This is a genomic window from Acinetobacter sp. WCHA39 (assembly GCF_002165385.1).
Lineage (GTDB): Bacteria > Pseudomonadota > Gammaproteobacteria > Pseudomonadales > Moraxellaceae > Acinetobacter.
The window spans coordinates 26,118-49,176 of sequence record NZ_NHRP01000002.1; the positions used below are offsets into that span (position 1 = coordinate 26,118).

Consider the following 23,059-nt stretch of genomic DNA (forward strand, 5'->3'; position numbering starts at 1 on the left):
AATCTTCTCCTTGAAAGGGAGAAGCTGTGATCGGAATAAAGGATAAAAAATGCTGCATATTCTCGGTATTCGTCATCATGGGCCTGGTTCGGCGCGTAGTGTCTGTAATGCTTTGGCTTCGATTCAACCTGATTGTATTTTGATTGAAGGACCACCTGATGCCAATGCAATCATTGCTCAATTGCAACATGCAGATTTTAAGCCGCCTGTGGCGTTGTTGTTGAATACCCCTGTACAAAAAGAAGTGCGATCACAGGCAGTGTTCTATCCTTTTGCTGAATTTTCGCCTGAGTGGCAAGCTTTGCAATATGCGTTGCGTCAGCAAATTGCAGTAGAGTTTATGGATCTGCCTTTGCAACATCGTTTTGCGTTGGAAAAACAATGGGCAGAGCAACGTTTACAGCAAGCTTCAGCAGACGAGCAAGAGATTGAGTCTAATCAGCAAGGTGATGTTGAGCCAGAACAGAATTTGGAACAGCATTATCTTTCGATTCGCCGAGATCCAATTCAATTGCTGGCAGAGCAGGCAGGCTATCAAGACAGCGAACGTTTTTGGGAGCATTTGGTCGAGCAGCAGCCACACACTGGACAAATGTTTGCCGCAATTAGCGATGCCATGTCAGCTTTACGTGATTATTTGCTAAGCCAGCAACCTGAAAATTATAGTAGTGAAGACCAACTGCTAGAGCAGTATCGCGAAGCCTACATGCGCAAAGTGATCAAGCAGGCACAAAAGCAAGGCTACCAAAATATTGTGGTGATTTGTGGTGCATGGCATGCACCTGTATTGGCGGATTTAAAAGCGCAAAATAAAGCAGATACCACCTTGCTCAAAGGCTTACCTAAAGTCAAAGTTGATGCTGCATGGATTGCATGGACACATGGGCGTTTGAGCAGGGACAATGGCTATGGTGCAGGTGTACAAGCGGTTGGATGGTATACCCATCTTTGGAAGCATTACCAACAAGCCTTAGATGCAGAGGTTGATGGCGAAAAAATTACGATTGATTGGTTAAGCAAATTTGCCCATGCCTTACGCCAAGCAGGTCATGATGCTTCTAGTGCTCAGATTATTGATGCGGTACAACTGATTCAATCTTTATTGCAATTACGTGGACGACGTATTCCTGATTTGGAAGATTTATTTGAGGCAATTCGTTCGGTCTTAAATCACGGCTTAGATATTCCGCAACCGATTTTAGCTAAATTGCTTGAAGACGAGCAATTGGGGCAAGTGCCTGATGAGTTGATTGAGTTGCCCATTCAAAAAGACTTTTTACAGCAAGTGAAGCATTTTCGCCTGAAACTCGAAGCACCGCATCGTGACATTAGTCTGGATTTACGGGAAGCCTTCGACTTGGCAAAAAGTCAATTTTTACATTGCGTGAAATTACTGGGTCTCGCTTGGGCAGAGTTAGCTGGTGCAGGCTCAAAGCAAGGTAACTTTAAAGAAGTTTGGCAGTTGTCTTGGCAGCCTGAAACTAGTTTATATCTGAATGAAATGTCGTTGTGGGGAAATAGCATTCAGCTTGCCACACAAAGTTATGTCGAACATCAGATTAGACAATGTGAAGATGTGGCGCAAATTGCGCAACTGATCGAGAACATTTTATTGTCTGGTTTGGATCAAAGCCTAAATTTGGCTTTGGATAAATTGAATGAGCTCACCACTCAGCATCAAGACCCAAGCATTATTTTGGCAACATTAAAGCCGCTTATTACGGCAATTCGTTATGGCAGTGTGCGCCAATTTTCAATGCAACATTTACATCAAGTGGTAGAACATTTAGCGATTCGTTTGATGTTGAGTTTGCCAAGTTATTGTGTACAACTGAATGCCGAAATGGCTCAGCAATTTGCCCAACAACTACAAACTTTATATGAGCTTTTAGAACAATTACAACAAGATGAATTGCTACAGCTCTGGCAAGAGACCTTACATCAGTTATTGCAGTTGGAACATATGCAAGGTTATTTGCATGGTTGTTGTGTGCGTTTAGCACGAGAACAGCACTTGATTGATGTGGAGCAAACACAGGGATTTCTGTCTCGAGCTTTGTCGATTGGGCAGACGGCAGATTATAGTGCGGCTTGGTTTGAAGGTTTCTTGACCCATCAAGCTTTGTTATTGATTCATGAGCAAAGTCTTTGGGACACCGTGAGCCAATGGGTCAATCAATTACAAGAACAGCAATTCATTGAGTTATTGCCAATTTTGGCCAGAACAGCTTCAAGTTTTAGCCCTGCTGAAGCACAGCAATTAATTCAGAAAGTGACGCAGAAAGCGACCGCAGTCAAACAAGAGGTCGGTACTTTAGATATTACACGTGCTCAAACGGTATTAGATGAAATTTACGCGTATTTACAGCCTGTTGCTGTCGAGGTTTAAGTGATGAATATGAATGAAGAACTGATCACTTTAGAGCAACCTGATCTTGCGGAACAAGAACGACGTTGGCGATTAATTTTAGGGCAAGTCCCCAATTCGACCTCGCATTTACCGAATTGGTCGGTGCAAGATACCAAAATGCAAGAATGTCTGAATGAGCTTTATCAGGCACAACAGCCTAATCGCCGTGGTGGTTTGGGGCATTCTAGTCCTAGAGTGGCACAATGGTTAGGGGATATTCGCCAGTATTTCCCATCTTCTGTGGTAAAAGTTATTCAGAAAGATGCTTTAGAGCGTTTGAATTTACAACAAATGTTGTTAGAGCCTGAATTGTTGGCAAGTGTAGAAGTCGATATTCATTTAGTTTCTACCTTAATTTCACTCAATCATTTGATGCCTGAAAAAACCAAAGAAACCGCGCGCATCGTGGTACGTCAGTTGGTAGAGCAACTTGAAAATCGTCTAAAGCAACCATTACAGCAAGCGATTCGAGGCAGTATTAATCGCTCAGCACATACACGCCGTCCTAAACGCATGCAAGACATTAATTGGCAGCGCACCATTCAGTCTAATTTGAAACATTGGCAGGAAGATTTTAAAACGATTATTCCACATGAGTTACATGGTCATCCACGTCAACAAACGGCTTTAAAAGACATTGTACTCTGTGTTGATCAGAGTGGTTCGATGGCACCTTCCGTGATTTATTCCAGTGTTTTTGCGGCAGTGATGGCAAGTATTCGTGCAGTCAGTACACAAATGATCGTGTTTGATACGGAGCTAGCCGATTTAACCCCTTTGCTCGAAGATCCTGTGGATGTGTTGTTCGGCACACAGTTGGGTGGGGGAACCGATATTGCGAAAGCAATTAAATACTGTCGTAGTAAAATCACTCGCCCAGAAGATACCATTTTTATTCTTATCAGTGATTTGTGTGAAGGTGGAGATGCTAAGCAAATGCTCAAGCAAGTGGCTGAAATGTTAGATAGTGGTGTGCAAGTGATTGCGCTACTGGCATTGTCTGATGAAGGTGCACCTTGGTACGATACTCAACATGCACAGATCTTTGCGGATATGGGGATTCCAACGTTTGCCTGCACACCTGATCAATTTCCAGAACTCATGGCGACGGCTATTGAAAAACGAGATATTCATGCATGGTATGCAACCCAGCAAAATCTGACATAATAGAACATGAAGATGAAGTTTCGGTATGCAAGTCGAAACATGTGAGCTGATTGAGGATACTTCGTTGCTGAAAATTATTTTGATTGTGGTGGTAATTTTAAGTTTAGCTTTACTGTTGTTTTTATTGTATCAAAGTCAAAAAATGCTGCGCCATGTGCAGAAACAACAGGCTTTGGAAAATAAGAAAAATGGTCGAGAACGTCAGCTACACCCCAAATTACAGCAGCGTAAAAAACCTCAGGATTAACTGAGGTTTTTTGTTGGAATTGTTTTTACGGCTCCAAATTCAAAACGATCAGGCCAGTTGCAGACATCGGATACGATACATTCAGCACATTTAGGTTTACGTGCTATACAACAATAACGTCCATGCAAGATCAGCCAATGATGAGCATCAATAATAAACTCTTTAGGAATAACCTTAATTAATCGATCTTCGACTTCTAAAACATTTTTACCTACTGCCAAACCAGTACGATTGCCAACACGGAAAATATGGGTATCGACTGCCATGGTAGGGTGGCCAAAGGCGGTATTGAGCACGACGTTTGCCGTTTTACGCCCTACACCTGGTAAAGCTTCTAGTTCTTTTCGCGTTTCTGGAATTTGTCCTTGATATTGGTCAACTAAAATCTGACAAGTTTTGATCACATTTTCAGCTTTAGCGTTATATAAGCCAATCGTCTTAATATATTCTTTTAAGCCATCAACCCCAAGATTTAAAATAGCTTGTGCAGTATTGGCAACGGCATAGAGTTTATCAGTGGCTTTGTTGACACTGACATCGGTTGCTTGCGCAGAAAGCAAAACAGCAATCAGTAACTCAAAAGGAGAGCTGTAGTTCAGCTCAGTTTGGGGATGTGGTCTTTGCGTACGTAAACGTTCAAAAAAAGTCTGAATTTGTTTTTTGGTCATATTTTTGACAGGCATTTAGATTCCCTGTAATTCATTTAAACGTTGTTGTAAATCAAGTAATTGTGTTTTCTTTGATTCATCTGCACGTACACTTAACTGCTTTTCTAACTTTTTGATTTGCGTTCTAATTTTCGCAAGTTCAATTGTCGTTTTTGCATCTAATACAGGATTTTCTTTTGGTTTATCCATGAGTGTGATCAAGGGTACATTGTTAAGTGCTTGAGAAAATTGAGCAAAAAATTCGGTATCAATTTCAGCACGGACAATCGGTCCTTTACGACTCAAACGACGTTTTTCTTCTCGTTGAATATGCGCATAGTAACGATGTCTTAGATCATCTTGTTCAAGGGTACGCTGTTGAACTGTAGGTAATGGATTGGAATCTTCGACCAGATCAATACAATCTACAGGACAGGGTGGAATACATAACTCACAACCTGTACATAGATCAGTCAAGATACTATGCATTAATTTTCCGCTACCGATAATGGCATCAACAGGGCAGGCACTAATACATTTAGTACACCCGATACATTCATCTTCACGAATTATCGCTTTCATTTGTTGCGGTCGACCATCTGCTTGAATATCCCAAACACTCGGTTCCGCAATCATTGTTGGTCTTTTTAATAATGCTGCAAGTGCATCTGCAACGGGTTGCCCACCAGGAACGCATTTGTTTGCATCTTCACCTTCCACGATCGACTTTGCATAAGGTAAACAACCATCACGATGTCCACATAAACCACATTGCGTTTGTGGTAAAAGTTGGTCTACTTGAACGATAAGAGAGAGTTGTTGTGCTGAAACTGACATGAAAGAAGATAAGATAAAAACAATGTCGTTATTATAGCAAAGAATAGTTTAATCGGCGGCAATCGTTGCTTAAATCTACTTTTTATAGATTTTTATTTTTGCAATTTTATAGTGCTAATATTGTTTTATTTTAGTGCTAAATCTTGTATTTCGAATGATTTCTAATGCCTTATTACTAGGTTAAATGCTTATTTAAGCTATTTTTTTGAATATTTATTATAAAAATAATGAATATTTTTTAGAGTAAGATATTGATTTAAAATAATAAAAAATATTATTTATGAAGATTGGGTTGAGAGTTGATCATAAAGGGTATTAAATGTGTTTAATATTCTATTTTGGTGCATTTTTTGCACTAAATTAAATCACTATCTGGGGGTGAGAGTTGAAATACGATAGCTTAAATGATTTCTTGGAGTATGTTAAAGCTAGAGATCCATATCAACCTGAGTTTTTACAAGCAGTAGAAGAGGTCATGACGAGTTTATGGCCTTTTATACAGAAAAATCCTAAATACGCTCAATACGGTTTGTTAGAGCGTTTGGTTGAGCCTGAACGTGTTATTCAATTTCGTGTATCGTGGATGGATGACCAAGGTCAAACTCATGTAAATCGAGCTTTTCGGATTCAATTTAATTCAGCGATTGGGCCATTTAAAGGTGGCATGCGTTTTCATCCTTCAGTAAATTTATCGATTTTAAAATTTTTGGGTTTTGAGCAAACTTTTAAAAATGCATTAACGACTCTCCCTATGGGGGGTGGTAAAGGTGGTTCAGACTTTGATCCAAAAGGAAAGTCAGAAGCTGAAATTATGCGTTTTTGCCAAGCGTTAATGTTGGAGTTATATCGTCATTTAGGATCAGATACCGATATTCCAGCAGGTGATATCGGGGTTGGTGGTCGTGAAGTAGGCTTCATGGCGGGGATGATGAAAAAGCTGAGTAATGATACGGCTTGTGTTTTTACGGGCAAAGGTATTTCTTTTGGCGGAAGTTTAATGCGTCCAGAAGCGACGGGTTATGGCACTGTTTATTTTGCTGAAGAAATGCTGAAAACTCGTGGTGATAGCTTTGCAGGAAAAACGGTTTCGATTTCGGGTTCGGGAAATGTAGCGCAATTTGCCGCTGAAAAAGCTATGTTTTTGGGTGCAAAAGTGGTGACTCTGTCAGATTCGAATGGCACTGTTTTTGTAAAAAATGGTTTTACTGATGCATTACTTGCCGAAGTGATGGAGCTGAAAAATATCAAGCGTGGACGTATTTCAGAGTTTGCATCGAAGCATGGTTTTGAATATTTTGAGGGTAAAACCCCTTGGCATATTCCTGTTGATATCGCATTACCTTGTGCCACTCAAAATGAGCTAGGTGCAGAAGATGCAAAATTATTACTAGAAAATGGTGTGATCTGTGTTGCAGAAGGAGCCAACATGCCATCTACCTTGGACGCAGTTGAACGATTTATCGCAGCTAAGATTTTGTATGCACCAGGTAAAGCATCAAATGCGGGCGGAGTTGCAACTTCTGGTCTTGAGATGTCTCAAAATGCGTTACGTTTTGGTTGGTCACATGGTGAAGTTGATGAACGCTTACATGCCATCATGAAAGATATTCATGCCAATTGCTTAAAATATGGGACCAAAGAAGATGGTACTGTCAATTATGTTGATGGTGCAAATATTGCTGGTTTCGTCAAAGTAGCAGATGCCATTCTTGCGCAGGGTATTTATTAAGGGTCTCCCAAAATCCCACTTTAATAAAGAGGGGATTTCCATAAAAAAATCCGATGTTGAAACATCGGATTTTTTTAACTGGCTAAAATTATGGTTTTTTCACGATTTCTTGTTCAACCACCATATCTAACACATCTGCAATACTTGATTGATCGGCAGCAGGGTTTTTAATGTCGAAACGTTTAACTCGAACGATTACACGTTGGTTTGGATTATGTTCAAAATCTTCGATTTGACCATAGTAAAGTGACCAATTTTTATCAGCGTATGTTTTGATGCCTTTATCGTCATATTTAATTTCACGAACTTGCATACAAGTTTGTGGTGCTACACCCGTACATGATTTAGTTTGTGGTGAAATTTCGAGGAAAACGATTTTAGCTTCAGACTGGTATTTTGCTTCAGCTGTCATTTTACCAAGGAACGTATATTTTTGACCTTTACTATCAGTTATCGTCAAGATCGCTTGATCATTTTGGGTACTGAGTGTGAAAGGAACTTTTTTCTCACTAAAAATATCAGCAGATAAGCGTTCTTGTTGCATTAAATCATCCGCACACGCCATCATTGTTGATGCCAGTGGTGAGGTTACAATGGTATTATCTTCAACTTTCCAAGTCCCGCCTTGATTATTACAACCAGTTTGAATAGATAATCGTTGATTATCATCGAAAGATAAAACTAAAGGTTTTGATGCTTTTGAACCTTGATAAGTCCAATTATATTCAGTTAAATTTTTTGCTGCTGTTGTATTAATTTGAGAAATAACATTATCAGTTACATTTTGTACAGTTTGGCACGCCATCAAAGAAAGCGGTAATAAGGCAACAACTAAATATTTAATTTTCATAGTCAAACAACAGTAAATAAATAACAGTCATTAGCTTAAAGTATTCTTAAAAAAATAAAATGTAATCAGTTTATGGATTAAGTTCGTTAAATATATCTATTTGTAAATTTTAAGAAAATTGATTAGGGAAATGACTTACTCAAATATAAGTAAGCCATTTGAAAAGTCTGATGTTTGGTTTTTAATCAAAACGATAAATATCCATACCTAATGATCCCATTGAAAAACTACTATGCACGATACTAAAACGATGGCCTGTCCCCATCGCAAAAAACAGTGGGGCAAAATGTTCAAGGGTAGGATGATTTCGTTGCACGTAGGGTAAAGATGGCCAGTTAAGCACAGCGTCATAATCTTGATGATTTAGTTTACTAACTACACTATTCCGAAATGTGCTTGCCCATATTGGAACTTCAGCATCTGCATGCCATGAAAGTTCAGAGAGATTATGGGTAATGCTACCAGAGCCAATTAATAAAATTTGTTGTTCACGTAAAGGTGCTAAAACTTGCCCGATTTTGTAAATCTGGTCAGCATTCATTTCGATGGGTAAGGAAATTTCAATCACAGGAATGTCGGCTTCTGGATACATATGTAATAAAGGCATCCATACACCGTGATCTCGTGGTCGTGTGCTATTTGCATGTGCAGGAATATCTGCTTCTGCAAATAGAGTCAGTATTTCCTCAGCAAGTTTTGGAGCGCCCGCAGCAGGATAACGGATCTCATAAAGTTCAGGGGGGAAACCACGAAAATCATGCCACGTTTGAGCTCGAGTTGATGTACTCACTTCTAGCGCTTGGCTTTCCCAATGAGCAGACATCACAATAATTGCTTGGGGTTTTGGTAAATTATTGCTTAAACGATGCAATGCGGGACCCACTTGTTCAGGATCAAGTGCAAGCATGGGAGAACCATGAGAAATAAATAACCCGGGTAAAGTCTGGAAATTCATAGATAAGCACCTGATTGGAAATACATCATTATCGTGACAAATTCATGAGAACAATGACAGCCCTTAAACATCAACAGATTGTTCTATAATCAGAACAATTTTAAGCACGATGATAAGGATGATTATGATTGATACTCATCGCTCTATAAAGTTGTTCAATCAGTAGAATACGAACCATGGGATGTGGCATTGTCAATTTAGAAAGAGACCAATGCCAAGCTGCTGCTTTACGAACTGCGTCTGAATGTCCATCAGGACCACCAATCGCAAGAGCAATATCATTGCCTTCAAGCATCCATTGTTTCATGGTATCTGCCAGTTTTTCTGTACTGAGTTCTCGACCACCTACTTCTAAGGCAATTAAGGTTTCATTGGGTTTAAGTGCATTTAAAATACTATCGCCTTCAATTTGACAATATTTTAAAATATCTGCTTCGGAATCATTTTTGCCTCGTTTTGCCATCGGGAGTTCAATCACTTGAGTTTGTACAAAAGGTTGAATGCGTTTGAAATAGTCTTCAAATCCAGTTAACACCCAAGCAGGCATTTTTTGTCCGATAGTCAGAATACGAATTTTCATAGAATAAATAGATCGAGAAATTACGCCTATTATAAACAGTGTTCTTTATCGATAGTGATCAGCATGAAAGGGAATAGTCGCTGAAAGTGTATTTATTGATTACGTTGTATAAAAAATGCAGCTCAAAATTGCGTTTGAGCTGCGATCAAAGTGTCATCAGTCTGGAGTTCGGATGACACTAAAAAATGGGTTCACTGAGTCAAGCTTCATCTTTATTTTTATCGACTCTATTTTATTATGCAATATATTGGTTGTTTTTCAACCAAATTATGTAACAAAAAAAGAGAGCCGAAGCTCTCTTTAATTTTCATCTACTTACTTGTTTAATGGCGCGCAGCCTTTGCTTCTTCTACTGGTTTAACAATAGGCGTTTTAGGTAAAGGCTTCGGCGTATCCGTTAATGCTAAAGGTAAGATCTCATCAATGCTTTTTACAGCTTTGATTTCTAAGCCTTCTTTTACATTGTCAGGAATCTCAGCCAAGTCACGAACGTTATCTTGTGGAATAAAAACTAATTTAATTCCACCACGGTGAGCTGCAAGAAGTTTTTCTTTTAGACCACCAATACGCATCGCACGACCACCTAGACTCGTTTCACCTGTCATCGCAATGTCTGGACGAATCGCAATACCAGTAAATGCTGATACAAGCGCAGTTGTGAGTGCTAGACCAGCAGATGGACCATCTTTTGGCGTTGCACCTTCAGGTAAGTGAACATGGACATCAGTTTCATCAAAACGTGATGCTTCAATACCTAATTCATCAGCACGAGTACGAACTACAGTCATTGCAGCAGTAATCGATTCTTTCATCACATCACCGAGCGAACCCGTCGTAATGAATTTACCTTTACCTTTCACGGCTGCAACTTCAATAGTAAGCAATTCACCACCTACCGAAGTCCAAGCTAAACCATTTACACGACCGACTTGGGCTTCATCTTCAGCCATACCAAAGTCAAATTTGTGCGGACCTAGGTATTCAGGAAGATTGGCAGAAGTGACATCAACTTGTAAGTTTTTAGACTTCTTGCTAACGGCTTCTTTCACCACTTTACGTGCAATTTTAGACACTTCACGCTCTAGGCTACGGACTCCCGCTTCACGTGTATAACGTTGTACGATGTCACGGATTGCTTCTTCGTGAACAGTCAATTCTTTTGCACGTAGACCATTGTTCTTAATCGCTTTTGGAACAAGGTAACGTTCAGCAATATTTACTTTCTCATCTTCGGTATAACCTGGTAGACGAATGACTTCCATACGGTCAAGCAATGCTTCAGGAATATTCATGCTGTTAGCCGTACAGATGAACATGACTTCTGAAAGATCAAGATCAAGGTCTAAATAATGATCGTTGAACTTGCTATTTTGTGATGGATCAAGTACTTCCAATAATGCTGATGCAGGATCGCCACGGTAGTCTTGTGCCATCTTGTCAATTTCGTCGAGTAAGAACAGTGGGTTCTTCACGCCAACTTTTGTTAAAGATTGTACAATTTTACCCGGCATCGCACCGATATAGGTACGGCGGTGACCACGGATTTCAGCTTCGTCACGTACGCCACCAAGCGCCATGCGAACAAACTCACGACCTGTTGCTTTAGCAACAGACTCACCTAGTGAGGTTTTACCTACACCTGGAGGACCAACTAGACAAAGAATAGGACCACGGAGTTTTTTCACACGAGATTGCACTGCAAGATATTCAACAATACGATCTTTGACGTCATCTAAGCCGTAATGATCTTCATCAAGAATCTCTTGTGCTTTCGCTAAGTTAATGCTGACTTTACTCGCCTTATTCCAAGGTGTATCTAAAATGACTTCTAGATAGTTACGAACAACGGCAGCTTCGCTCGATGCAGGTTGCATCGCTTTCAGTTTGCGAAACTCAGCTTCAGCTTTTTTGCGTACATGTTCAGGCAAATCTGCTTCAGCAAGACGTTTTTCAATTTCCGCAACGTCATCTTCAGCACCGCCGTTCATATCAGAAAGTTCACGTTGAATAACTTTCATTTTTTCATTTAGAAAGTATTCTCGTTGATTCTTTTCCATCTGACGTTTAACACTGTCATGCAACGTTTGTTCAATTTGCTGTTCAGCAGATTGATTCATCAAGTAGCTCATCAACTCTTGCAAATGCGCTTCAAACTCGTCGTGCTCTAAAAACTTTTGTTTCACTTCGATATTTAAAGGTACACGAGTTGCAACAAAGAACATTAATTGTAATAAGTCTTCGATTTTATTTGCTGCTGCAACAAGTTCACGTGCATTACGTAATTTCGCTTCAGCATATTGAGCGAATAGGGTACGCAATTCGTTTAAGCGAGTTGCTTGGGCTTCCTTATCCAATGGTAGTGTAATTGGACTGAGACTGTGCTCGGCAGTCAAGTATTCTTCACCATCAATGATGCGCTCTAATTTAGAACGATGCAGACCTTCAATCAGTACTTTGATGCAGTTTTCATCATTTTCATGATTTACGACTTGTACGATTTTAGCCACAGTTCCATATTGATAGAGGTTATCGTGATCAATTTCTTCTGTAAGCGAATCTTTTTGCGCAACTACAAATACTAAATTGTCACCGTTACGAGCCACATCCACTGCATTGATCGATTTTTCACGACCCACAAATAGCGCAATTTGCATGTGTGGATAGACCACAACATCACGTAATGCTAAGAGTGGTAATACACTTGGAACCTGTGGCTCTAAGCTTGATTCATTATTTAAAATATATTCAGACATGGGCACTCCTAATGAGTGACAACGGTGTTGCCATGTTTTTTATAGTGATGTGCATTTCAAAAATTACAAGGGTTTTTACTTAGAAAATATTAAAAAAAGACTAAATTGGTTGGTTTTTTTTCTAAAAAATATTAGAACAATAAGGTTAAGGCTTGAAAATATAGAACTTTTTAGGTGTTAGTAAGCCATGAATCGGTTGATCCCATTTTTGTCTAGGTAAAGTTTGATCAATATATTGAAATGTATGAGCGAGACCCAAACGAAAAGGTCGATGCGGCGCACTTGCCAAAGTACGATCATAGAAACCACCTCCCATGCCGATTCGTGTCCCTAAGTGATCACAGGCAAGTAAAGGCATAATTAAAATATCCAAAATGGAAATATGATGACCGCGACTTGCCATGGGTTCTTTCATCCCGAGTGGATGATGGGAAAAGCGTTTATTTAAATATTGACTGGAGCTGATTTTTACCCATACAAGTTCTTGATTCATCGTGCAGATCATGGGTAGGTAAACGAGTTTTTTGTGTTTGAAACAAAGTTGAATGAGTTTGTGAGTGTGCACTTCGCCAAAAGCATGAAGATATAATCCAACGCTTTTTGCACACTTGAATTGAGGTATTGATCTGAGGCGATTTAAAGCGTCTTGCTCACTTTTTTTATGTTCAAAGCGATTCACTCGTTTTCTTTTTAAACGAATATCTTTTCTGAGTACATGTAAATCACTATTCATCGTATTCAAAATATAACAAAGCCTCGAGAATCATACTTGATTTAAGTGTGCTTAAGCATCTAAATAAATTGAAGCTCTAATCTTGTTGGTCAGTTCTGGATTCTGACAATTCAAAGTAATCACACAGCTGTAGCACTAGACTTAATCAGTGTGCTGTCAAAAATAAGAATAAAATAACAAATTTTGGTTTTATATGGCAAAAATATCACAAATTGTGTAAAAAGTGCTCTATAATCTTGCTGTGAAAATTGCAAATACTTGGTTATTTCACATATTTAAACAATTAAAAGGAATATTTTAGCGCTATGAATGGGGTGTTTTATTTCATTCGTTACGATATTCACTGTGTCACTTTATAAAAATATTGAAAAGACCATAGGGTAATGTTTAGAGGGAAAAAGTATGTTTGATTCAAAAAATGTAATTGTCTTAGATCAAATGCTTATCTTAACTAAAGAAGGTAAAAATGATTTGGTTTATCACAATGATACGCTGTTGAAAGTAATGATGATCTCTAATCAGCATCTCATCGTCGCCGATGATTACCAAACCAGTTTCTTATTGAAACAGAAGGATGAAAATGTGATTTGGTCATTTATCTAATGTTATGTACTTTTTTGATGAGTATTGATTCAACTGTCTAGATTGATTGATGGAATTTATTGTTTGAGTTCCATCAATATTGGGCAACATTCATTTTCTGTCGTTTTACACTCGTGTAACCATGTGGAAAGTCTTTGCTTAAGACCCATAAGTTCCTGAATTCTTTGATCGATCTTGCTCAATCGTTGTTCAATAACATGTCTGACTTGGATGCGATCTTCTAAATTCAATGTGAGCAATTCTTTAATTTCATTCAGTTGTAATCCAGCATCCTTCGCTTTCTGAATAAAGCTCAAGGTCTCTAAATCTTGCTGACTATAATGTCGGTAACTTTGAGTACTTTCAGGTATTCGCATTAAGCCTATACGTTGATAATAACGAATGGTTTCGACATTAACGTGGCAGGATTTTGCTAGTTTTCCGATTGTAAGGTTCATTTTCTCATACCTTTGTTGGGATAGTAAAAAAGCACTTGACTCTGTACCTAGGTACAGACTTTATCCTAGTCCTATCGAGAAAGAAAAGATAGGTGTCGTCATGACTCAACAACCATCTTCATGCCATTCTAAAAATGAAGTACCGCTTGTGTACGAATATATTGATCCAGTTTGCGGTATGACAGTCGCTGAAAATTCGCAGTACTATTTTGATTATCTAGGTATCCGCTATTTATTCTGTTCAGCAGGTTGCCAACAGAAATTCAGCTCAAAACCTGAAAATTATTTAAAATCAGATCAAGATCTAAAATTGACATCATCTTGCTGTGCTAAGCAGCCTCAACAAAAAGCAGGTTCATGTTGTGAAAGTGAATCAGAGCTGTCTATTGAATTAGCTCAAACATCTTCTTGTTGTAAGCCTAAGCCAACGAAGCAAAAACTAAGTTCATGTTGTGGCCCTAAACCAGAAGTACCATCTATTCAAGATGAAGCTAAAAAATCTTCTTCTTGTTGGGGTGGAAAGCATGATCATTCAAGTGAAAGCAATTTAGTTGATACAGAGATTGATCCTGTTTGTGGTATGTCAGTCAAAATCACGACAGATTTAAAAACAGATTATCAAGGTAAAACCTATTATTTCTGTAATTCATCTTGTTTATATAAATTTAAAAATGATCCTGAATTTTATCTAATTCCAGTCGATCAGCGTCCTGTACCTGAGGAGGCAATGGATATGGATTATACCTGTCCAATGGATCCTGAAATTGTACAAAAAGGGCCAGGAACTTGCCCAATTTGTGGGATGGCACTTGAGCCGATGCAACCCACTTTGGATGATGGACCAAATCCTGAGTTAGTAGATTTTAGTCGACGTTTTTGGACTACATTACCTTTGAGTTTGTTGGTGATGATCTTGGCCATGGGTTCACATATTCATGCCTTTATTTCGCCACATGTTCAGCCGTGGATTGAACTTCTTTTAAGTTTGCCTGTGGTGCTATGGGCGGGTTATCCCATTTTACAGCGTTGTTGGGTGTCCTATAAAACAGGACATCTGAATATGTGGAGTTTGATTGGTGTTGGGGTACTTGCAGCATTTATTTATAGTGTTATTGCCACGATTTTTCCATCATTAATCCCTATTGAAGCGAAAACAGGGCATGGTGTTGCTGTGTATTTTGAAGCAGCATGTATGATTGTTTCGTTGAGCTTACTGGGTCAAATTTTAGAACTAAAAGCACGTTCACAAACAGCAAATTCATTAAAAGCTTTACTACGTTTACAACCTGCTAAAGCGAAACTTGTGCAGCATGATCAAGTTGTTGAAGTAGATATAGCGATGGTCAAACAAGGTGATATTTTGCAAATATCATCGGGTGAGCAAATTCCATTAGATGGTCTAGTCGTTGATGGAAAGACCTATGTTGATGAATCCATGATGACAGGTGAGCCTGTTCCTGTGAAAAAGGAAAAAGATGACCGAGTGATTGGCGGGACAATTAATCAACAAGGCGCTATTCGAATCCAAACAACTGCTGTGGGTACGAACACGACATTAGCCAAAATGATCCAAACTGTCGCTGATGCGCAACGCTCCAAAGCACCATTGCAACGAATTGCAGATGTGGTTGCAAAATATTTTGTGATCGCCGTACTCAGTATCAGTGTGCTGACTTTTATTGCGTGGATGGTATTTGGGAAAGCACAGTTTGATTTGGCTTTAATGTGTGCAGTCGCTGTTTTGATTATTGCTTGTCCATGTGCTCTTGGCTTGGCAACGCCAATGTCAGTGATGGCAACCACGGGTCGAGCAGCTCAAAAAGGTGTGCTGTTTAAAGATGCAGAAGCAATTGAAGCCTTAAGCAAGGTCAATACTTTGATTATTGATAAAACAGGAACATTGACCGAGGGTAAACCAAGTTTAAAAGAGATTCGGCCTTTATCTGAAGCGTATAGCCAGACACAAATTGAGTTATGGATTGCATCGATTGAACAATATTCGACACATCCAATTGCACAGACATTAACTAAACTGGTTGATCTAAATCAATTGCTCAATGTCTCTGATTTTGAAGATGTCGCAGGCTTTGGTGTGAAAGGAAACATTGATCACCAGACCCTGTATATTGGTAGTCAGAAGCTTATTGAACAGTTGGCGTTGACCTTAGATGCTGATTTAATCCATGAGTTGGATCAAAAACGTGCACAAGGCGATGTGTTTAGTTTTTTGATGTCAGAACAAGAAGTGATTGCCTATATTTCGATTCATGATGCAATCAAACAAAATGCCAAAACTTTGATTGATCAACTACATGCTGATGGAATTGAAGTAATTATGGCAACTGGTGATCATCAGAAAAATGCAAATATGGTTGCAGATGTTTTAGGTATTAAAACAGTCTATGCCAATCTTGATCCTAAGCAAAAACTTGAAATTGTGAAACAAGCACAAGCTCAGGGAAAAATTGTGGCAATGGCTGGGGACGGTATCAACGATGCACCAGCACTAGCGCAGGCGAATGTTGGTATTGCGATGGGAACAGGAACAGATATTGCCAAGCAAACAGCGCAAGTGACTTTAGTTAAAGGGGACATTCAAGGGGTTGCACAAGCAGTTCATATGGCAAAATTAGGGGTAAAAAATATGAAGCAAAATCTTGCATTCTCTTTTGTTTATAATGGATTAGGTGTTCCTGTTGCAGCAGGTTTATTTTATCCACTAACAGGATTATTGCTCACACCAATGTTTGCTGCTGTAGCAATGTCATTAAGCTCGCTCTCTGTTGTGGTGAATGCTTTACGTTTGAATAAATCATAATTCATTTTAAGAAAAATAAAGCCCCTATTCTCATAAATTGAGAGTAGGGGTTTTATTTTGACCCAACTGACATCATCAACATATAACCGAGCACTCATTCATCGTGGAAATATTGCCATTTGGTTTGATCCTGCTACGCAATGGTATGCTCCATCAAAAGGCAAACAAGGGCGAAATCAAACCTACTCCGATGCAGCCATCCAACGCTGCATCCTTATGAACTATTATAAAAAAGATTTAGAAAATTTAATGGGGATTAATTTAACAGTACAAATTCTATTCAAAATAAATAGTTTATTAAAAAATACTTGAGGTGAAATCATTATTTTTATAATTAAAAAAGTTGCTCCAGAGATGCCGCTGCATGGTCGTTACCCTGAACCCGATGAGTTCAAGGTGGAGGTGACGCATACTTACTGGGTTTCCTACTCGGGGTAGGCATACACTCAAAATATACAGGACACATCCATAAATTTAAGTATCGGCAGGGGACTAGACGTACTGGCGAACACCCTAGAGACAGTTTTAGTATAACCGATCTTTACACGATGACAATCGCTACTTGTAAAGATAATTATTAATTGATGAGGCTTTGTGCAATTTTACTCAACAGTTTGTTCGACATCTTCCAAGATGGTTTGAAGTAGGCGCTCACAGTGAGCATATTCCTGCAAAGATTTATTCAAACTAAAGACATCTTGTGCCATCTGTAAGGCAACCATAATGACTAATTTATTGTGTTCTACACGAGGAGCATTACGTCGCATATCCTGAAACTTTTGATTCAGTAGTTCAGCTGCACGCTCTAATTCTTCACGTTTATCTTCAGTGGTATTTAAGCGAAAAGTCTGTTCAATTAAACGAAGTTCTACTGTCACTTGTTCACTCATGATCAGTTTTCCTCTTGTGTTTCAGCATTTGGGTGGGCAAGTTGCTGAATCTCTTGTGCATGTTGATCCTGTGCTGTACCAAGAACAGCCAGACGCTGGATAATCGCCTCAACTTTAGATTTTGCCAACTCATTTTTTTGTAGCAAACGATCACGGTCCTGCTGCAAGTCCTGAATTTCCTGCTGACTATGACGTTGCTGTACTTGTAACTTCTCTTTATTTACACGTAAGTCATTACGCTCAGCTAAAATCTCTTGGAAGCGGTTTTTTAAATCAGTGGTGCTTTTCTCTAAGCGGCTATAACGTTCCGCTAAAGTTGTTGCATCTTGATTCAGTTGTTTAAATTGATCTTGTAACTGAGACAATTGTTCAGTTAAGTTATCAACTTCTTCCTGCTTTTGCGTGATGATGCTATTTTTCTGCACAACTTGTGCATGATGATCAGTTTCAGCGAGTTGTTTAGCCTCAGTAAGCGAAGTATTCTCTCGCTCTAAATGATGTAAGCGTGTTTTTAAAACACCAATATGCGCTTGTAGACGCTGTAATTGTTCTAACATAACGAAGGTCGCACAGAGTTGCAATCAAAGGTAATATATACAGCAGTATAGAGATTGGATAAACGAATGCAAGACGATATTTCAGGTTGGACGGAATGGAATGCCCATTTTGATGGGATTGAAGAAATTTCAAGCCCAAGTGAGTTACACGGTTTACTCACAGGTATAGTTTGTGTCACACAAGCGCCAACCACCGATGAATGGTCACAAATTTTAAACACCCTCAACGTGCCAGCTTTACAGTCAGAAGCACTCGAAAGTTTAACGGATGAAGCAGAAGACGTTGCTCATGCTTTGTCAGATGATGAATTAGATTATTTGCCTATGCTTCCAGATGATAGCCATTTGCTTGTAGATCGTGTGCAAGCTTTAGCTGATTGGTGCGCAGGCGTAGTCCTCGGTTTTGGTTTGGCTTCAGGTCATATTCGTGGTGAAGAACAAGAGCTGATTGAACATTTACAAGATGTTGCAGCAGTTGAGTTTGAAGACTCTGATAATGATGAAGAAGGCGAAGAAAGCTATCAGGAATTGTATGAGTTTGTACGCCTGATTCCTGTGAGCTTGTCGATTGGTCGTAAAAAGATTGCTGTGGCTGAAAGTTCTTTGTTACAAAATTTTCATGCCAAAAGCAGAAATCAAGATAATCAGGCGACTGATCCGCAAACGGTTGTCGAAATGTTCACCCCACATCGTCCGAGTTAAGGCGGTTTTAAATCTCCCTAAATCCCTCTTTATAAAAGAGGGACTTTCTAGCTGTAGGATAATATGAAATTAAGTCAAGCCGATTTCAAACAACGTCGTGATCTTCTTGCTAAACAAATAGGCAGCAATAGCATTGCAATTATTGCGACTCGAGCAGAAATGTATCGTAATCGCGATGCGGATTATAAATATCGTGCAGACAGTAGTTTTTATTATCTGACTGGATTCGCAGAACCAGAAGCTGTTGCAATCATTGAAACTTTTGAAGAAGGTGAGGAATATAGCTATAGCTTGTTCTGCCGTGAACGTAATCGTGAAATGGAAATCTGGAATGGCTATCGTGCTGGGATTGATGGTGCGATTGAAATCTATGATGCAGATGAAGCGTATGCAATTGATCTGCTCGATGAAGAAATTATTGACAAATTATTAAATAAACAGCGTCTTTACTATCGTATTGGCCAAAATGCGGAATTTGATGCACGTGTCAGCCAATGGATTCAAAAGGCAGATGCACAACAACGTCGTGGTGGCGCTGCACCCGCTGAAGTGGTTCAGTTAGACCGTATTGTTGATGAAATGCGCTTGAAAAAATCAGCAAAAGAAATTGAATTGATGCAGATCGCATCGAATATCAGTGCAGAGGCGCATACCCGTGCCATGCAAACTGTTAAACCGAATGTGATGGAGTATGCACTTGAAGCAGAACTCAATTATATCTTTGGTAAAAATGGTTGTGTACCTGCTTATAACAGCATTGTCGGTGGTGGTGAAAATGCTTGTATCTTGCATTATGTTGAAAATAACAAGCCATTAAACGATGGCGATTTGGTCTTGATTGATGCAGCATGTGAATATGAGTTTTATGCATCGGATATTACGCGGACTTTCCCTGTAAATGGCAAATTTAGTCCTGAACAGAAAGCACTTTATAATATTGTTTTAGATGCTCAATTGGCTGCCATTGATGCAACTCGTATTGGCAATCACTATAAATATCCACATGAAGTGGCTGTCAAGATTTTAACTCAAGGTTTGGTTGATCTTGGGTTGCTGAGTGGCAATGTGGATGAGTTGGTTGAGAGTGAAGCATTCCGTCAATTCTTTATGCATGGTACAGGTCATTGGCTCGGTATGGACGTGCATGATGTCGGTGCGTACAAGACTGGCGAAGATTGGCGTGCTTATGAAGCAGGTATGGTGGTCACTGTTGAACCTGGTTTATATGTTGCACCCGATGATGAAACAGTTGATGCAAAATGGCGGGGTATCGGCATTCGTATCGAGGATGATATTGTTGTGACTGAAAGTGGTCCATTGGTTTTGACCAAAAATGTAGTGAAAACTGTTGAAGAAATTGAGCAATTAATGGCTAGTTAAGTCAGAAATATTGATCTAAAGGTTTATTCTAGGATAAGCCTTTTTTATTTGTCGAATTAAAATAAAACACTGACCAAACAAAGTACAAATTCCAATCTCAATTTGAGTTAGAGTAAGATAGTCTCCAAACATCAAGTCATGAAAAACTGATAAGGAATAATATTATGCAGCAACAAGTCATCATTGTCGGTGGGGGTATGGTTGGACTCAGCCTTGCCTTAATGTTGGCAAAATCTAATATCGCAGTAAAGTTATTAGAAGCTGTGAAATATCCAAATTACGATGACGAGAACGCTTCCCCTTATCATTCTAGCTTTGATGCGCGTAACACCGCATTGTCACGCCGCAGCGTACAGATTTATCAAAAATTGGGTTTGTGGGAAGCCTTACAACAACATGCAACACCAATTCTACAAGTGCATATCACCGAGCAAGGCAGCTTTGGTAAGGCACGCCTAGTTGCTGAACAAGAAAAAGTAGAAAGCTTTGGGCAAGTGATTGAAAACGCGTGGTTGGGTCGTGTGTTGCTGACCCAAGTTCGTCAACAAGCTTTGATTGAGTTGATTGATGGTGTGCAAGTCACCTCACTCACACAAGATGCAGATCAAGTCCAGATTGAAGCCATGCGTAATAGTGAATATATCCATTCCTTAAAATCCAAGTTGGTGATTGCTGCTGATGGTCGTGATTCATTTTGTCGCCAAGCCATTGGGGTAGGTGTCGATGAACATGATTATGATCAAGTGGCAATCGTCACCACCGTACAAACCTCGAAACCACATCAACAAGTTGGCTTTGAGCGTTTTAGTGCTTTAGGGCCATTGGCCCTGTTACCTTTACCGGGTGAATACCGCCGTTCAGTGGTTTGGCCTGTAAAAAAAGGTACTGAGGCAGAATGGTTAGGTGAGGAAAATGATCAGCATTTCTTGGATGCTTTACAGGAAACCTATGGTGATCGTGCAGGTAAGTTTGAAAAAACGGGTAAGCGCTTTAGCTATCCACTGGCTCAGGTCTTGGCACATAAGCAAGCCGTTGGGCGTGTGGTGTTGATGGGTAATGCCGCACATACCATCCATCCAGTGGCAGGGCAAGGTTTTAACCTATGTCTACGTGATGCAGATGTGTTGGTTCGTTTCTTGATGGAGCAATTGGCGAAGTCCGATGATATTGGTGCTCCAGAAAATTTATTGGCTTATGAACAAGCACGCTTAACTGATCAGCAAAGGGTGATTAAGTTCTGTGATTCAGTGGTACGTGGTTTTAGTAATCAAAATCCAATTCTCAAGTTATTACGTAATACTGGACTGATTGCATTTGATGTGATTCCGGGTGTTAAACCTTTGGTTGCTAACTATGCGATGGGATTAAAAGCATGAGTGAGCTGTTAGATGTTGTGATTGTTGGCGGTGGCTTAGTCGGTGGTCTAACCGCTTTATTGCTAGCCCAAGGTGGGGTGCAAGCTACAGTGCTTGATGCTGCACCTGTGCTAGATCAAGACAAAACTTTGGCTGTGATGAATCCTCGAGTATTGGCACTGAGTCAGGCGACGATTCACTTACTTAAAACAGTCGATGTTTGGAATGGTTTAGCACGTCAAATGCCCTATTCAGGCATGCAGGTCTGGAATAAAAATGGCTATGGTGAAATTAATTTTGGCCATGCATCTGAACAGCAACCTCAATCAGATCAGGCTTTGGGTTCGATGGTTGAGCCAAGTGTCTTGAATGTTGCGATTCAACAGAAAATGTTGCAGCAGCTTAAAGACTATCGTACCCAAGTCAAAGTGATTCGAATTGAGCAGATTCCACAAGGCTGGTCAATTCAATTGGCGGATGGCACGGCACTAAAAACCAAGTTGCTGATTGGTGCAGATGGTGCGAACTCTTTTGTTCGTGAGCAAGCCTATATCGATTTAGATGTACTGGATTACAAACAGGCTGCCATCAGTTGCGCGATTAAAACCACACAACCGAATCAATATGTGGCTCGTCAAATTTTCCTACCGACAGGTCCACTGGCATATTTACCAATGGCGAGTTTGGATGCACAAGAGAATGGTTATTGGCAGTCGATTGTCTGGACTTTACCCGATGATTATGCCGATGAATATTCGGAATTAAATGATCAAGACTTTATGCGCTTACTGACTCAAGAAAGTCTGCAAATGTTGGGAAAAGTAGTTGCGGTTCGTTCTAGAGCACAGTTTCCACTAAAAGCTCGCGCAGCGCAGCGTTATATTAAATCTGGTTTAGCCTTGATTGGCGATGCAGCACATGTGATTCATCCTTTGGCTGGTCAAGGTGTAAATATTGGCTGTCTGGATGCTGCGGTATTGTGTGATGTTCTACTGCACGATTTAAAACGTGGTGTGTGGGCCAATGAGCAAACGTTATTGCGTTATGAACACCAACGTAAAGGCCAGAATGATGCCATGATGCACAGTATGTCCGCAATTGGTTGGTTGGAAAGTTCAGAATTATTTCCGTTTGTTTGGGCACGAAATTTTGGTCTAAAACAAGTTGAACAATTCGATTGGTTTAAAGATCGCTTTATGCGACAAGCGAATGGATTAGGGGCTTTACAGCACACTCGTTATGCTTGCTAAAAAACAGTAGATATTTTTTAAACAATCATTTATAAATCAGAGTGAATTTGGTTATAAAAAGCACAATTTAATGAATATTTTGCTTTGATAAATGAGAAGAGCTTGTTAAATTTCATCAAGTTCTGATGACCAAATAACGATGATGAGAGTTTAGTCATT

At 39.6% G+C, this 23,059-nt stretch carries 19 protein-coding genes, 1 other RNA gene and 2 pseudogenes; 11 read left to right on the forward strand and 11 right to left on the reverse strand.

Going from position 1 to position 23,059, the window contains the following annotated elements; genetic code table 11:
• Positions 1-49 precede the first annotated feature (49 nt).
• From CDG56_RS01015 to CDG56_RS01025, 3 genes are all read left to right on the forward strand, one after another.
• Entirely contained in the window at positions 50-2,389 is a 2,340-nt protein-coding gene (locus CDG56_RS01015) for a DUF5682 family protein (RefSeq protein WP_087546650.1), read from the forward strand.
• A 3-nt stretch (positions 2,390-2,392) separates the two neighbouring features.
• Positions 2,393-3,577: a VWA domain-containing protein gene (locus CDG56_RS01020; RefSeq protein WP_087543783.1), complete on the forward strand. Its 1,185-nt coding sequence runs from the start codon at positions 2,393-2,395 to the stop codon at positions 3,575-3,577.
• Positions 3,578-3,641: 64 nt separating this feature from the next.
• Positions 3,642-3,824: a hypothetical protein gene (locus tag CDG56_RS01025; RefSeq protein WP_034602651.1), complete on the forward strand. Its 183-nt coding sequence runs from the start codon at positions 3,642-3,644 to the stop codon at positions 3,822-3,824.
• Here the strand turns inward: CDG56_RS01025 and nth are convergent.
• Both nth and CDG56_RS01035 read right to left on the reverse strand, forming a co-directional pair.
• The gene (gene nth, locus CDG56_RS01030) at positions 3,821-4,507 is read right to left on the reverse strand and encodes an endonuclease III (RefSeq protein ID WP_005157880.1); all 687 of its coding nucleotides are present in this window, start codon (positions 4,505-4,507) and stop codon (positions 3,821-3,823) included. The genes CDG56_RS01025 and nth overlap by 4 nt on opposite strands.
• Positions 4,508-5,308: an RnfABCDGE type electron transport complex subunit B gene (locus CDG56_RS01035; RefSeq protein WP_087546651.1), complete on the reverse strand. Its 801-nt coding sequence runs from the start codon at positions 5,306-5,308 to the stop codon at positions 4,508-4,510.
• Positions 5,309-5,653: 345 nt separating this feature from the next.
• On the opposite strand from CDG56_RS01035, the pseudogene gdhA reads away from it, so the two are divergent.
• Positions 5,654-7,037: pseudogene (gdhA, locus tag CDG56_RS01040) on the forward strand (NADP-specific glutamate dehydrogenase).
• 88 nt (positions 7,038-7,125) lie between these two features.
• Here the strand turns inward: gdhA and CDG56_RS01045 are convergent.
• The 5 genes from CDG56_RS01045 to CDG56_RS01065 form a co-directional block, all read right to left on the reverse strand.
• Positions 7,126-7,887: an META and DUF4377 domain-containing protein gene (locus CDG56_RS01045; RefSeq protein ID WP_087546653.1), complete on the reverse strand. Its 762-nt coding sequence runs from the start codon at positions 7,885-7,887 to the stop codon at positions 7,126-7,128.
• A gap of 181 nt (positions 7,888-8,068) precedes the next feature.
• The gene (locus CDG56_RS01050) at positions 8,069-8,842 is read right to left on the reverse strand and encodes a DODA-type extradiol aromatic ring-opening family dioxygenase (RefSeq protein ID WP_087546654.1); all 774 of its coding nucleotides are present in this window, start codon (positions 8,840-8,842) and stop codon (positions 8,069-8,071) included.
• A gap of 100 nt (positions 8,843-8,942) precedes the next feature.
• Positions 8,943-9,422, reverse strand: coding sequence for a 23S rRNA (pseudouridine(1915)-N(3))-methyltransferase RlmH (rlmH, locus tag CDG56_RS01055; protein WP_004663191.1), 480 nt, complete (start codon positions 9,420-9,422; stop codon positions 8,943-8,945).
• A gap of 323 nt (positions 9,423-9,745) precedes the next feature.
• A complete protein-coding gene (gene lon, locus CDG56_RS01060) occupies positions 9,746-12,175 on the reverse strand; it encodes an endopeptidase La (RefSeq protein ID WP_087546655.1) in 2,430 nt (809 codons plus the stop codon).
• 145 nt (positions 12,176-12,320) lie between these two features.
• Positions 12,321-12,908 (reverse strand): 5-formyltetrahydrofolate cyclo-ligase, encoded by a 588-nt coding sequence (locus CDG56_RS01065; protein WP_087546656.1) that lies wholly within the window; start codon positions 12,906-12,908, stop codon positions 12,321-12,323.
• 402 nt (positions 12,909-13,310) lie between these two features.
• Between CDG56_RS01065 and CDG56_RS01070 the strand changes: the two genes are divergently transcribed.
• Positions 13,311-13,511 carry a hypothetical protein gene (locus CDG56_RS01070; protein WP_004663186.1) on the forward strand — a complete coding sequence of 67 codons (201 nt, stop codon included), beginning with the start codon at positions 13,311-13,313 and terminating at the stop codon, positions 13,509-13,511.
• A 56-nt stretch (positions 13,512-13,567) separates the two neighbouring features.
• On the opposite strand, the gene CDG56_RS01075 is transcribed toward CDG56_RS01070, so the two are convergent.
• A complete protein-coding gene (locus tag CDG56_RS01075; protein ID WP_004663184.1) occupies positions 13,568-13,948 on the reverse strand; it encodes a MerR family transcriptional regulator in 381 nt (126 codons plus the stop codon).
• A 100-nt stretch (positions 13,949-14,048) separates the two neighbouring features.
• Between CDG56_RS01075 and CDG56_RS01080 the strand changes: the two genes are divergently transcribed.
• Both CDG56_RS01080 and CDG56_RS01085 read left to right on the forward strand, forming a co-directional pair.
• Positions 14,049-16,766, forward strand: a complete 2,718-nt coding sequence (locus CDG56_RS01080; protein ID WP_087546657.1) for a heavy metal translocating P-type ATPase — start codon at positions 14,049-14,051, stop codon at positions 16,764-16,766.
• A 36-nt stretch (positions 16,767-16,802) separates the two neighbouring features.
• Positions 16,803-16,985 (forward strand): annotated as a pseudogene (locus CDG56_RS01085) (transposase); the annotation flags it as partial.
• A gap of 122 nt (positions 16,986-17,107) precedes the next feature.
• Here the strand turns inward: CDG56_RS01085 and ssrS are convergent.
• The 3 genes from ssrS to CDG56_RS01100 form a co-directional block, all read right to left on the reverse strand.
• A non-coding RNA gene (gene ssrS, locus CDG56_RS01090) (6S RNA) lies at positions 17,108-17,289 on the reverse strand.
• Between the two features lie 79 nt (positions 17,290-17,368).
• On the reverse strand, positions 17,369-17,656 hold the full coding sequence (locus CDG56_RS01095; protein WP_004912439.1) for a cell division protein ZapA: 288 nt from the start codon (positions 17,654-17,656) through the stop codon (positions 17,369-17,371).
• 2 nt (positions 17,657-17,658) lie between these two features.
• Entirely contained in the window at positions 17,659-18,213 is a 555-nt protein-coding gene (locus CDG56_RS01100) for a hypothetical protein (protein WP_005157850.1), read from the reverse strand.
• Between the two features lie 66 nt (positions 18,214-18,279).
• On the opposite strand from CDG56_RS01100, the gene CDG56_RS01105 reads away from it, so the two are divergent.
• The 4 genes from CDG56_RS01105 (at position 18,280) to CDG56_RS01120 (ending at position 22,900) form a co-directional block, all read left to right on the forward strand.
• Entirely contained in the window at positions 18,280-18,915 is a 636-nt protein-coding gene (locus CDG56_RS01105; RefSeq protein WP_087546658.1) for a UPF0149 family protein, read from the forward strand.
• A gap of 63 nt (positions 18,916-18,978) precedes the next feature.
• Positions 18,979-20,295, forward strand: coding sequence for a Xaa-Pro aminopeptidase (gene pepP, locus CDG56_RS01110; protein ID WP_087546659.1), 1,317 nt, complete (start codon positions 18,979-18,981; stop codon positions 20,293-20,295).
• Between the two features lie 164 nt (positions 20,296-20,459).
• Positions 20,460-21,671: a 2-octaprenyl-6-methoxyphenyl hydroxylase gene (gene ubiH, locus CDG56_RS01115; protein WP_087546660.1), complete on the forward strand. Its 1,212-nt coding sequence runs from the start codon at positions 20,460-20,462 to the stop codon at positions 21,669-21,671.
• Positions 21,668-22,900 carry an FAD-dependent monooxygenase gene (locus tag CDG56_RS01120; RefSeq protein WP_087546661.1) on the forward strand — a complete coding sequence of 411 codons (1,233 nt, stop codon included), beginning with the start codon at positions 21,668-21,670 and terminating at the stop codon, positions 22,898-22,900. The genes ubiH and CDG56_RS01120 overlap by 4 nt, the downstream gene beginning before the upstream one ends.
• Positions 22,901-23,059 lie beyond the last annotated feature (159 nt).